Source organism: Bradyrhizobium lablabi (genome assembly GCF_018131005.1).
In the GTDB taxonomy this organism is placed as follows: domain Bacteria; phylum Pseudomonadota; class Alphaproteobacteria; order Rhizobiales; family Xanthobacteraceae; genus Bradyrhizobium; species Bradyrhizobium lablabi_D.
In genome coordinates, this window is sequence record NZ_JAFCJK010000003.1 from 1 (window position 1) to 12,116 (window position 12,116).

At 62.4% G+C, this 12,116-nt stretch carries 7 protein-coding genes; 5 read left to right on the top strand and 2 right to left on the bottom strand.

Going from position 1 to position 12,116, the window contains the following annotated elements; all coding sequences use genetic code 11:
- The coding region (locus JQ553_RS09785; protein WP_212500391.1) for a hypothetical protein at positions 1-304 on the bottom strand (304 nt) is incomplete at its 3' end.
- On the opposite strand from JQ553_RS09785, the gene JQ553_RS09790 reads away from it, so the two are divergent.
- Together JQ553_RS09790 and JQ553_RS09795 are read left to right on the top strand one after the other, a co-directional pair.
- A complete protein-coding gene (locus JQ553_RS09790) occupies positions 243-1,271 on the top strand; it encodes a MerR family transcriptional regulator (RefSeq protein ID WP_212499739.1) in 1,029 nt (342 codons plus the stop codon). The genes JQ553_RS09785 and JQ553_RS09790 overlap by 62 nt on opposite strands.
- A 266-nt stretch (positions 1,272-1,537) precedes the next feature.
- Entirely contained in the window at positions 1,538-2,533 is a 996-nt protein-coding gene (locus JQ553_RS09795) for a LysR family transcriptional regulator (protein WP_212499740.1), read from the top strand.
- A gap of 289 nt (positions 2,534-2,822) precedes the next feature.
- Here JQ553_RS09795 and JQ553_RS09800 read toward each other — a convergent pair whose 3' ends face one another.
- Positions 2,823-3,338 (bottom strand): hypothetical protein, encoded by a 516-nt coding sequence (locus tag JQ553_RS09800; protein ID WP_249144138.1) that lies wholly within the window; start codon positions 3,336-3,338, stop codon positions 2,823-2,825.
- 305 nt (positions 3,339-3,643) lie between these two features.
- Here JQ553_RS09800 and JQ553_RS09805 point away from each other — a divergent pair, with 305 nt between their 5' ends.
- The 3 genes from JQ553_RS09805 (at position 3,644) to JQ553_RS09815 (ending at position 11,958) form a co-directional block, all read left to right on the top strand.
- A complete protein-coding gene (locus JQ553_RS09805) occupies positions 3,644-8,875 on the top strand; it encodes a GAF domain-containing protein (RefSeq protein WP_212499741.1) in 5,232 nt (1,743 codons plus the stop codon).
- A 17-nt stretch (positions 8,876-8,892) separates the two neighbouring features.
- Entirely contained in the window at positions 8,893-9,282 is a 390-nt protein-coding gene (locus tag JQ553_RS09810; RefSeq protein WP_212499742.1) for a response regulator, read from the top strand.
- Positions 9,283-9,546: 264 nt separating this feature from the next.
- A complete protein-coding gene (locus JQ553_RS09815; RefSeq protein WP_212499743.1) occupies positions 9,547-11,958 on the top strand; it encodes a phosphoketolase in 2,412 nt (803 codons plus the stop codon).
- Positions 11,959-12,116: the final 158 nt, after the last annotated feature.

Below are 12,116 nucleotides of genomic sequence, written 5' to 3' on the forward strand. Positions count from 1 at the left end.
GTCCACCGCATCTCACCGCAACACTCGTGACGATCGCGAAGCGCCCCTCGATCGGGTGAGACGGGCGGAATTGAACAACTGATTTGCCCGACGACGGAAGTGCAATATTTTTCGTGGCAGCGCTTGCCTCGACGGGCAAAATCAGTGATCGGCAGATTGTGAAGATTTTTGCCTCATCGCGCTTGAGCTTGCCCCAGCGGCCGCCTCGAAAAACGATAGCGATCTGAAGGCGAGGTGATTCGATGAACGCAGCCGCACGATTCCTGAGCCCCTCCGAAGCTGCGAGGCGACTCGGCACTTCCACAAAGGCGTTGCGCCATTACGAACAGCGTGGCTTGGTTCGCCCGGCCCGCACGCCAGCCGGGTGGCGCGCCTATGGTCCCGCCGAGATCGACCGTTGCGCCGAGATCGTCGAATTACGCGCGCTTGGTCTCAGCCTTGGCGAAGTAGCGCAATTCCTTCACGGCGACGTGGAAAGCAGCGGCCGCGTGCTAGCCAAGCATGAAGCGGCGCTCGAGGATCGCATCCGCCAGGCCGGTGAGAGCATCGCCAAGGTCCGCCGGCTGCGCGCCAACCTCACCCGCGACAAGATGCCTGCCGCCGGCAATCTCATTCGCGCCTCGAGGGCCCGGCCGTCGATCGATGTCGCGTTCGACCTGCCCTGGCCATGGGGCGGCGAGCGCTTCGAACTGCGCAACATCCGGGCGCTGAACTACATCATCGGTCCGCTCGGCAGCGGAAAGACACGGCTCGCGCTGCGTCTCGCTGAGCTTCTCCCCGGCGCCGTGTTCGTGGGACTTGAGCGCATGGCGAACGGAGGCGCGGCTGCCTGCGCGCGTCTCGACGCCGATCCGGCGCTCAAGACGCGGATCGACGACGACGTCGCGGCCCTCATCGCCGATGGCGCCACTGCGTCGCCTGCGCTGATCGCCCTGCTGGCCGCGTTGCAGTCGGAGGATGCAGCCATCCTCGTCATCGACATGCTGGAGCAAGGACTCGACCTGGCGACACAGAAGGCCCTGATCGCGAGTTTGCGCCGTCGCGGACCGCATGCCCGGCCGTTGTTCTTCCTCACGCGCTCCAATGCAATCCTCGACCTCAAGGCCGTCGGCGACGACGAGGCGATCATCCTGTGCCCTGCCAATCACAGTCCGCCGGTTCCGGTAGCGCCCTACCCGGGAGCTGCTGGCTACGAGGCCGTTTCGACCTGCCTCGCCGCGCCCGAGGTGCGTGCTCGCACCGAGGGGATGATCGCGTGGCGGCCGACATGACGCCTTAGCGGCGTTAGTACTTGAACGTCAATGCTTCAACCGCAACCGGCAAGGCTCGCGCCAGGTTGAAGGCGTAGCGCAACGCCCGACGACACTGCTCCGGTTCTGCACCGACCTTGTCTTCTTCACCGCACGCGCAGCGGCCGGCACGGCGCCTCAGCTGCGTTGCATTATGCCGCGGCCACGCTAGTGTCGCAAAGAATCGCCATCACTTCCTCACTTGGCTCCGGTCCGGTGACCGCCGGGTTGTGCTATAAGTCCCTCAAATGAATGAGCTTCCGCGCACTCAGGCATTGCGTTGCTTCATCACGGTTGCGCGTGAAGGCACCGTGTCGCGCGCCGCCGCCGTGCTGAATCTGACCCAGCCGGCCGTCAGCCTGCAACTGAAGGGGCTGGAGGAAAGCGTCGGACTGCCGCTCTTCAACCGCACGCCTGGCGGCTTCGCGCTGACCGAGGCCGGCGCCGCGCTGCTGCCCTTGGCCCACAAGGCAGTGTCGGCGTCCTCCGAGTTCAAGGCGATGGCAGAAACGCTGAAGGAGGCGCAGTGCGGAACGCTGCGTGTCGGTACCATCCTGGATCCCGAATTCACCCGGCTCGGACCGTTCGTGCGCAGCCTTGCCGAGTCAGCGAAAGAGACCGAGGTGTTCCTGCACCATGGTGTGAGCGACGACGTGCTGGCGCGGATCGGCCGCGGCGAGCTCGACGTCGGCTATTACGTCGATGCCACGCCGCCCGATGCGCTGCCGCACCACAGCTTCGCCGAGCGCACCATCGAGGACGGCCGCTATCGGCTCGCGCCGCTTCTAAGCTACGATTACCGTATCATCGCGCCGATCGCGTGGAGCGGCCAGGTGATGGGCAAGGGCTGGGCGGAGCTCGCCGATCTGCCCTGGCTGGCGACGCCTACGCATTCGGGACACCGGCGGCTGCTGGACGAGATTTTCCGCCCGCTGGGCGCGCTGCCGAAACGCGTCGCCTTCACCGACCAGGAAGAGGCGATGATCGACTTCGTCGAGTCCGGCATCTGCCTCAGCCTCGCGCGCGACAGCGTGCTCGCACCGCGGCTGTCGCGCCTGCACAACTTCATCATCGCCGACAAGGTGAAGGTCACCTGCGACTTGAGCTTCGCCTGCCTCGCGACCCGCCGCCAGGAACCGGCGATTGCGCACGCCTTTGCTGCCGTGCAGACGGCCTGGGATATCAAGCCAACCATTGCCGTAACGGCGGGTCCGCGCACGCGAAGGGTCGCGCGGAACACGTAGCCAGGCGTGTGTTCAGCGCTGATCGAAGAATCTCGGAAATCCGCTTCACGGCAGACACCAGAGCATCGTGGAGCACCTTCAATGTGTCTCTGCCCACGAAATTAACATGCTTGCTGTAGCACCTCGTCAGCGCATAGCCGGTGCCGTAGATCCCAGTTACGCCGTCGTATCCCCAACCGTTATTGTTGCGGATCGATTTGCCGACGTTCGATGTCAGCGATGGGCCAGCCCAACATCTCCAACGTCAACGCTTCGAGACGAGTGGTCCGTCGCGGGGCAAAAAGTAATCTTAGTTTGATCCCCTCTTCTTTCGGCTTGCGCCCCGCAAAGTCGTGGCCGCGGTCGTGATTGATCCATCAGTCATCTGGAGACAGGTCAGGAAATCGACATAGCTCGGTTCGCCGACGGCCGTCGCCTCTCCTTCACACTGGGCTCTGACAGCCGGAGAATACGAAGACCAAATCGAGCCCAATTGGTCTCGCGCCGAGTTCTCATCGCTCATGCACTTGTCGAAAGTTTGAGGCAGGGCCAAACCCATCGCCTTGTCGGCTTCCACCGACGCCCTGCAGGTCGCTTCAACGTTGAGCTTTGGCACATTATCGGCAACGGGTGTCAAAAATTGCGTGCCCACCTCACTTGCCTTGATTGCCGGGTGCACAGGATTGAGCGACGGAAGTTGCTTGGCGTCGATCGTGGTCGTGGCGTTGAGCGAACCCGCGGCGCCGATCGTCACCTGCGCCATCGAGGGGGCCATCGTGAGCACGATCGACGTGGCAGCTGACAACAGCAGTGCGGACACTTTCATGATCAATCCTCCTACCGGGCCTTCTGCATGGACCAGGAATGCCCACTGACTGCACAGAAATAGGCGCCGGCCAGCGTAGCATTGATATAGATCAAGATATGCTTGTTTTTGGGGGCACCAGCGGGAGGGAAATGACCTCGTTCGGTTGGACCGTATTAGATTTCGATCGGGAGTCCTCCGGGATCGCCGTAACCGGCGAGAGCGCTCACGCCGCGGAGAAGGTCAAGTCTTCCTGCGCCTGTACGGGTGCTGACCACCAAGTTATGCTAGACCTGAATTGCATCATCAGGGGCTAAAGCGGAGACATGGGGAAGCGCCAAACGACGGCGCGCAAGGCAACCAAGAACAGGAAGGCCCTCGCTCCACGCCGCAGCAAGACGGCGAAGGCCGGTGCCAGCCAAGAAAACGCAAGGCTGAAGCGCGAGCTTGCCGAAACGCTGGAACGGCAGAAAGCCACCGGCGAAATTCTGGCTGCAATCAGCGGTTCGACAGCGGGGCTGCAGCCCATCCTCGACATGATCGTCCGCACGGCAAGCCGACTGTGTGATGCCGAGTTCGCGTTGATCTACAAATTGCAGGACGGAAAATATCATCTGGCCGCGACCAATAACACGGCGTCAGATTTCGTCGATTACGCCGCCAGGCATCCACTCACGCCGGGTCGCGGCTCCCTGATCGGCCGGACCGCCCTCGAGCAGAAGACCATCCATTTACCCGACTGCCTTGCCGACCCCGAATATGAGGCACTCGAATACCAGCGCGCCGGCCGATACCGCACCACGCTGGGCGTTCCGCTGCGGCAAAGCGCCGCTCCAGTCGGAGTGATCGCCCTGATGCGCACCAGGGTGAAGCCGTTCACCGACCGCCAGATTGAGCTGGTGACGACGTTCGCGAACCAGGCGGTGATCGCGATCGAGAACGCACGCCTATTCGACCAGGTCAAGACGCGCACCGAGGATTTGCGAGAATCGCTGCAGCAGCAGACAGCGACCGCCGAAGTACTCAAGGTGATCAGCCGCGCCGCTTTCGATCTTGATACTGTGTTGAAGACGCTGGTTGAGTCGGCCGCGAAGCTCTGCGAGGCGGAACGAGGCATCCTCTTTATTCAGAAGGGAAATGAATGCCACGTTGCAACCGTCCATGGCTTCTCCCCAGAACTCGAGGCGTTTGCAAGGTCGCATCCGATTCCGCTCGACGGCGCCAGCACGACGGCCCGCGCGGCCGCATCCGGCGCCGCCGTGCAAACCATCGACATCCTGGCGGACGCCACGCAGGGCGATATTGCCCGTCGGTATCAGCAGCTCGGCGGTCACCGTACCAATCTCGGCGTTCCTCTCAGACGCGACGGTCAGACCATCGGCGTCTTCACATTGACCCGGCAGACCGTGCGGGCATTTACCGCGAAGCAAATCGAGCTGGTTTCGACTTTTGCCGACCAGGCCGTTATCGCGATTGAAAACGTCCGCCTGTTCAACGAGGTCCAGGCCAAGACGCGCGACCTGTCGGAAGCCCTCACCTACCAGACGGCCAGTGGCAACATTCTGAAAGTGATCGCCTCCACGCCGACCGACGCCGAGCCGGCGTTGAAAGCGATTGTCGCAAGTGCCTGCGAACTATGCGAAGCCTATGACTGTGTGTTGGTCCTGAAGCATGGTGACAGCCTTCGCTTTGGCGCACATCACGGTCCAATACCGATGACGATCGAGAAGTGGCCGATCAACCGGCGATGGACCGCCGGCCGCGCCTTTATCGACCAGAAACCTGTACATGTGCACGACCTGCTCGCCGAAGGCGACGAGTTTCCCGACGGCCGTGAACTGTCGCAGCGCATGGGTCATCGCACTACCGTCAGCGTGCCACTCCTGCGCGAAGGCGAAAGCATCGGCACGATTGTGCTTCGACGCACCGAGGTACATCCGTTCAGCGAAAAGCAGATCAGCTTGCTGCAGACGTTTGCCGACCAGGCGGTGATCGCCATCGGCAATGTAAGGCTGTTTGAAGAGGTGCAGGCGAGGACGCTCGAGCTCACCGAGTCGCTGGAGCAGCAGACCGCTACCGCGGAAGTGCTTCAGGTGATCAGCCGCTCCGCCTTCGATCTTCAGGCGGTCCTCGATGAGCTGACGCGGTCGGCAGCAAGGCTTTGCAACGCCGATATGGCGTCCATCACGCGGCAGGGTGCTGACGGTCATTTCTATCACGTGACCAATCACAACTTCCCGCCGGACTGGGTGGAATACACCAGAGAGGTGCCGCTCCAGCCGTCGCGCGGCTCGGTGGTCGGCCGCACGCTGATGGAGAGGAAGGCCGTTCAGGTCGCCGACGTTCCGGCCGACCCCGAATACACCCATGGCGAACAGCAAAGGAAAGCAGGTTTTCGGACATTTCTTGGCGTGCCATTGCTCCGCGAAGGACAGCCCATCGGCGTGTTCAGCCTGTGCCGCAAGACCGTGGCTCCGTTCTCGGACAGGCAGGTCGCCTTGCTGTCGAGCTTCGCCAACCAGGCCGTCATCGCGATCGAAAACGTGCGGTTGTTCGAAGAACTCAGGGCGAAGTCCGAAGACCTGGCCGAATCGTTGCAGCAGCAGACCGCGACCGCCGACGTGCTCAAGGTGATCAGCCGCTCGACGTTCGACCTGCAGACGGTGCTCGACACACTGACGGAATCCGCCGCCCGGCTGTGCGGCGCCGACATGGCCACGGTAGCTCGTCAGGACGGTGGCGGCTTCTACAACGTTACCAATTACAATTTTCCGGAGGATTGGATCGAATACAGCAAATCGTTCCGGATGCTGCCCGATCGTGGAGGCGTCGTGGGACGCGCGCTTCTGGCCGGAGGACCGGTGCAAATCACGGATGTGCTGGCCGATCCGGACTACGCCTATCACGAGCAGCAGGAGCAAGCCGGTTTCAGGACGCTCCTGGCAACGCCGTTGCTCCGTGACGGGCAGCCAATCGGGGTGTTTTTGCTCGGACGCAAGTTCGTCCGGCCGTTCGACGACAAGCAGATGGCGCTGGTCTCGACCTTCGCCGACCAGGCCGTCATCGCGATCGAGAACGTGCGGCTTTTCGAAGAAGTCACCACCCGGACCGAGGATCTGCGGGAGGCGTTGCAGCAGCAGACCGCGACCGCCGATGTTCTCAAGGTCATCAGCCGTTCGACATTCGATCTGCAAACGGTGTTCGACACCCTGGTCGAGTCGGTCACCCGCCTCTGCGAAGCCGACCATGCCTGGCTGTTTCGGTGCGAGGGCGACTTGCTGCACTTCTCGTCGAGCTTCGGCCACGACACGGCCCACCATCAGCGGATCAAGGACTTCTTCAAGGCCCGCGAGGTGCGGATAGATCGTGGCAGCATCGTTGGCAGAAGCGCAACCGAAGGACGCGTCGTGCACGTTGCGGACGTGCTGACCGATCCGGAGTATACCTGGAGCGCGGCGCAAGAGGTTGGCGGCTACCGCGCGGCTCTCGGCGCGCCTCTGGTGCGCGACGGCAATGTGGTCGGTGTGATTTTTGTCGCCAAGACGAAGCCCGAGCCGTATAGCGCAAGGCAAATCGAGCTGGTCACGACCTTCGCGGACCAGGCGGTGATCGCGATCGAGAACGTCCGCCTGTTTGACGAGGTGCAGGCCCGAACCCACGAGCTCGCCGAGTCGCTGGAGCAGCAGACCGCCACATCGGAAGTGCTCGGCGCGATCAACAGCTCGCCCGAGGAACTGGCACCGCTGTTTCGGAAAATTCTTGAAAATGCCACCCGGGTCTGTGGCGCCAAGTTCGGCACCTTGAACCTCTACGACGGCGAAAGGTACGACGTCGCTGCCGCCTACAATATGCCGCCTGAATTTACCGCACGGTTCGACGATCCTTTCGTGGCTCATCCCCACAGCGCGCTCGGCATGGTCGCGGCAACGCACAGGACCGCCCATGTCGAAGACATCAGGGCGGAGGCCCCCTACCTTGAAGGGCATCCTGCTGTCGTTGCGATCTCGGATATCGCTGGCGCACGCACCCTCGTCGCGGCTCCGATGCTCAAGGACGACAGGTTGGTAGGCACAATCGCCATCTATCGCCAGGAGGTGAACCGGTTCAGCGACAAGCAAGTCGCGCTGCTGAGCAACTTCGCCCAGCAGGCTGTCATCGCTATCGAAAACCACCGGCTGCTGAAGGAGTTGCGGGAGTCATTGCAGCAGCAGACCGCGACCGCCGATGTCCTGAAGGTGATCAGCCGCTCGGCGTTCGACCTGCCGACCGTGCTGCAAACCCTGATCGAGTCGGCCGCGCGGCTCTGCGATGCGGACAAGGCGACCATCACGCGGCAGAAGGAAGGTACGTTCTACCGCGCCGAATTCGCGGGGTTCTCGCAGGAATTCATCGACTACGTCAGGCGGGTTCCGGTCAAGCCGGATCGCGGCAGCGCCATCGGACGCTCGTTGCTCGAAGGTGCCGTGGTGCATATTCCCGACGTGACTGCGGACCCCGACTACACCTTCACCGAGGCGCAGCGGATCGGCGAATTCCGCACCATGCTCTGCGTACCCATGCTGCGGGAGAGCACCGCGATCGGTGTGTTCACTTTGACCCGCTCCGAGGTCCGGCCGTTCACCGACAAGCAGATCGAGCTGGTCGCGACCTTTGCTGACCAGGCCGCCATCGCGATCGAGAATGCGCGGCTGTTTGACGAAGTCCAGCAGCGCACGCGGGAGCTATCGCGCTCACTGGAGGAATTGCGCGCCGCGCAGGATCGCCTTATCCAGACCGAGAAGCTCGCGTCGCTGGGTCAGCTCACGGCCGGCATTGCCCACGAAATAAAGAACCCGCTCAACTTCATCAACAATTTCTCGGCGCTGTCGATCGAGCTGGTCGACGAGCTCTGCGACGCGTTGAAACCGTTGCCGATTGATGACAAGACCCGCGAAGAGACCGACGAGTTCGCGCGGATATTGAAGGGTAATCTCGAGAAGGTGGTACAGCACGGCAAGCGCGCGGATTCCATCGTCAAGAACATGCTGCTGCATTCGCGCGAAGGCTCCGGAGATCGTCGCGCCGTCGATATCAACGCGCTGGTCGGGGAGAGCCTCAACCTCGCCTATCACGGCGCCCGCGCCGAGAAGCCGGATTTCCAGATCAGGCTCGAGCACGACCTCGATCCCGCGGCCGGCGAGGCCGAGGTGTTGCCGCAGGAGATCACCCGCGTATTGCTCAACCTGATCTCCAACGGCTTTTACGCCGCGATGAAGCGCAAGGTAGAGAGCGGCGCGAATGGCTACGAGCCGGCGCTCTCGGCGGCCACAAGAGGCCTCCGCGACAGCGTGGAAATCCGGATCCGCGACAACGGCAGCGGCATTCCACCCAACGTGCGGGCCAAGATGTTCAACCCGTTCTATACGACGAAACCACCTGGCGAGGGCACCGGCCTGGGACTTTCTCTGAGCCACGATATTGTCGTGAAACAACATGGCGGCAGGATCAACGTCGACACTGAACCTGGCGCATTCACCGAGTTCATTGTCACTCTGCCGCGCAAGGGACTTGTGCAATAGATGCGGGAGAAATCGAATTGACCACCTATATTGTTGTCGTTGACGACGAGCCGGATGTCGAAGGCATGTTTCGCCAGCATTTTCGGCGCGACCTGCGTTCAGGTCGCTTCGTGATGGAGTTCGCCATGTCGGCGCCCTCCGCACTCGAGCGGGTGAAAGCGATCCCGGATCCGTCGCTGATCCTGATTCTTTCGGACATCAACATGCCCGGAATGAGCGGGCTTGAAATGCTTCCAAAGGTAAAGGCCGATCGCCCGAACGTGCCTGTCATCATGATTACGGCTTATGGCGACGAAGCGACCAGGAAAAAGGCCGCAGACCTTGGGGCAGCCGGCCTGCTTACCAAACCCATCGAATTCGACCTCCTGCGTGCGGAAATCGACCAGCGACTGCAGCGGCCCCTCTAGCCCTGACACGGTGTTCCCGCGCCCGATCCGGGATTCGACGACGGCCGCCAACGAGGCGGCCGACCGAAGCGTCGCCGGCCTTCCGGGTAAAGACGTTGGAACCTCCGTTCGGGGCCAAGGAACCAACGATGCCTCCCGATCAGGCACGAAGTTTTGACCTCGCTCAAGCTGTCGTCAAATTCGGATTCTAAATTCGGGCGTCAATGGAACGGGTCGGGTCCGCCCGGAGCCGTTCTTCGCTTCTTCCGAGGAGGTCGGCAGTTGATGACAACCCCGAGTGAACAGGCGCGCGCTGACGATCTGGAAATGCTCGACCGATATTGGCGCGCCGCCAACTATCTCTCCGTTGGCCAGATCTACCTGTTGGACAATCCGCTGCTCAGGGAGCCGCTCAAGCCCGAGCATGTCAAGCCGCGGCTGCTCGGGCATTGGGGCACCACGCCGGGGCTCAACTTCATCTATGCCCACCTTAATCGCGCGATTCGCGCCTCCGATCTCGACGTCATTTATGTCTGCGGCCCCGGCCATGGCGGCCCCGGGATGGTCGCCAACACATATCTCGAAGGCACCTACACCGAAATCTATCCGGACGTGACGCGTGATGTGGATGGATTGCGAAAATTGTTTCGCCAGTTCTCCTTTCCCGGCGGGATTCCGAGCCATGCGGCGCCGGAAACACCCGGCTCGATCCATGAGGGTGGCGAACTCGGCTATGCGCTGGTGCACGCCTATGGCGCTGCGTTCGACAATCCCGATCTGATCGTGGCTTGTGTGGTCGGTGACGGCGAGGCCGAAACCGGCCCGCTCGCTGCATCCTGGCATTCCAACAAATTCCTCAGTCCAGTGCATGACGGCGCGGTGCTGCCGATCCTGCATCTCAACGGCTACAAGATCGCCAATCCCACCGTGCTCGGCCGCATGTCCGATCAGGAGCTCCGCAGTCTCTTCGTCGGCTATGGCTACGAACCGCTATTCGTCGAGGGCGACGATCCGCGAGTGATGCATCGGCTGATGGCTGATGCGCTCGGCGTCGCGCTTGCCAGCATCCGCTCGATCCAACAAGGCGCGCGCAACCGCGCCGCCGCCGTCCACCGGCCAAAATGGCCCATGATCGTGCTGCGGAGCCCGAAGGGCTGGACGGGACCGAAAGAGGTCGATGGACTGAAGGTGGAGGGATTCTGGCGCGCGCATCAGGTGCCGGTCGCCAATGCGCGTGGCAATCCCGGCCATTTGAAACTGCTTGAACACTGGATGAGGAGCTACGAGCCTGAAAAGCTGTTCGACGCGAACGGCCGACTCATGCCCGAATTGCAGGCCCTCGCGCCGGCAGGCAACCGCCGCATGGGGGCGAATCCGCATGCCAATGGCGGGCTCCTGAAGCGGGAGCTCAAGCTGCCGGATTTCCGCTCATGCGCCGTTGACGTCTCCCGTCCCGGTGGCGTTGTCGCCGAAGCCACGCGCGAACTCGGCAAATTCCTGCGCGAGGTCGTGAAGCTGAATGCTGACGCGCGCAATTTCCGGATCATGGGCCCGGACGAAACCTCATCCAACCGGCTGGACGCGGTGTTCGAGGCGACGGATCGGGTCTGGATGGAGGGGATCGAGCCCTATGACGTCCACCTCGCCCATGACGGCCGGGTGATGGAGGTGTTGAGCGAGCATCTCTGCCAAGGCTGGCTCGAGGGCTATCTGCTCACCGGACGGCACGGCTTTTTCTCCTGCTATGAGGCTTTCATCCACATCGTGGATTCGATGTTCAACCAGCATGCCAAATGGTTGAAGGTCTCTCGCGCGCTGCCGTGGCGGCGCCCGATCGCTTCGCTAAACTATCTTCTGACCTCGCATGTCTGGCGCCAGGATCACAACGGCTTCAGCCACCAGGATCCGGGCTTCGTCGATCTCGTCACCAACAAGAAGGCCGATATCGTTCGCGTCTATCTGCCGCCGGACGCCAACACGCTGCTCTGGGTCGCCGATCATTGCTTGCGTACCTATGACCGCATCAATGTGATCGTCGCAGGCAAGCAGCCCTCCCCGCAATGGCTGGGGATGCGCGAGGCAATCACTCATTGCGAAGCGGGCATCGGCATCTGGAAGTGGGCCGGCACAGAGGCGCCCCACGCCGAGCCCGACGTGGTCATGGCTTGCGCCGGCGACGTTCCGACGCTGGAGACGCTCGCGGCGGTAGACCTGCTGCGCAAGGCGCTGCCGAACTTGAAGATCCGCGTGGTCAACGTCGTCGATCTCATGACGCTGCAGCCGAACGAGCAGCATCCGCACGGCCTGTCCGACCGTGATTTCGACGGCCTTTTCACCCGCGACAAGCCGGTGATCTTTGCCTATCACGGCTATCCCTATCTGATCCACCGCCTGACCTACAACCGCACCAACCACGCCGGCATGCATGTTCGCGGCTTTGCGGAGGAAGGCACGACCACGACGCCGTTCGACATGGTGGTATTGAACCAGCTCGACCGATTCCATCTCGCCATCGAAGCGATCGAGCGCGTGCCGGGGCTCGGCGTCGCGGCCGCCGACGTCAAGCAGGGCTTCCGCGACGCACTGATCGAACATTCGCGCTACGTGCGCGAGCACGGCGAAGACATGCCGCGGATCCGCGACTGGGTCTGGCCGAACGGCGCAGCCGGCACGCCACCGCGCCAGACGACGGACTGAGGCGCTGCGTGCGCGGCGAAACAAGGAAAGGCTTCCATGTCCAATGTCGTGCTGGTGCCGGCTCGTCCAGCATCAAGTTCGTCCTGTTCGAGATCGCGTCGGCTGAACCGAAACTGAAATGCAAGGGCCTGCTCGACGAGCAGGAAAAAACCACCGCG

What these genes read in the sequence shown, in the direction of transcription:
- JQ553_RS09805 (WP_212499741.1), top strand. Translation starts at nt 3,644, where the DNA reads ATGGGGAAGCGCCAAACGACGGCGCGCAAGGCAACCAAGAACAGGAAG.
- JQ553_RS09795 (WP_212499740.1), top strand. Translation starts at nt 1,538, where the DNA reads ATGAATGAGCTTCCGCGCACTCAGGCATTGCGTTGCTTCATCACGGTT.
- JQ553_RS09815 (WP_212499743.1), top strand. Translation starts at nt 9,547, where the DNA reads ATGACAACCCCGAGTGAACAGGCGCGCGCTGACGATCTGGAAATGCTC.
- JQ553_RS09790 (WP_212499739.1), top strand. Translation starts at nt 243, where the DNA reads ATGAACGCAGCCGCACGATTCCTGAGCCCCTCCGAAGCTGCGAGGCGA.
- JQ553_RS09800 (WP_249144138.1), bottom strand. Translation starts at nt 3,338, where the DNA reads ATGAAAGTGTCCGCACTGCTGTTGTCAGCTGCCACGTCGATCGTGCTC.